Annotated in this window: 1 pseudogene; it reads right to left on the reverse strand. The window is 59.6% G+C overall.

Annotation, left to right across the window (positions count from 1 at the left end):
* A pseudogene (locus ACFXBC_RS15955) lies at nt 1-271 on the reverse strand (hypothetical protein); the annotation flags it as partial.
* Between the last annotated feature and the right edge of the window lie 375 nt (nt 272-646).

A 646-nucleotide genomic window follows, 5' to 3' on the forward strand; every position in this document is an offset into this window, starting at 1 on the left:
CCCTTGGAGACAAGGGGCGCGACACCGCGACATGTTGCCTGACCTGCGAATACTCCAACAGGCTAATTATGTCGTCTCCCGTAACAGACTGGCGACGTGTCAGGCGCTTGATCAATGACGCTGAAAGCTCAGCCTGCTTCTCCTCATGGCTGTCGAAGTCGACGCGCGCTTGGATCAGGGCTGACGGGTAACGACGAAGCACTTCTTGCCGGATGCGCTCAGGAACGTAACGCTCGATTTCGACGGCCGTCAGAGAGGTACCGTGATCCATCCACTCATGTGCGATCTCGTGGAGGATTATGTGTTCCGTTTGATTTCTACTTGAACGGCGTCGACTGCATCTCAGTGCCCTCGTGATCGTGCGCACTGGAAGCCTCAAGAACTCCCATCATCGCAAGTAACAAGTAACAAGGCACTTCCTCGTTCCCGGGAAAGCTGTCCACAGACATCAAGCCGGTGGATCCAGGCTAAACCGCCCAGCCGCGGTTCTGCTGCTGCGCCGGTCACCACCGGGTGCCGAAGCGGCCGGCCACGTTGTTCCGGCGTTGGGTGTGGGCTTGCTCCGGCAGCAGCCTGGAGCAAGCCCCCACATTAGGCCGCGCCAGGCAGCACACTTTGGCGGGTTTGGGGTTTTGGCCGGTGGCGG

The organism is Streptomyces sp. NPDC059398 (genome assembly GCF_042751845.1).
In the GTDB taxonomy this organism is placed as follows: Bacteria; Actinomycetota; Actinomycetes; order Streptomycetales; family Streptomycetaceae; genus Streptomyces.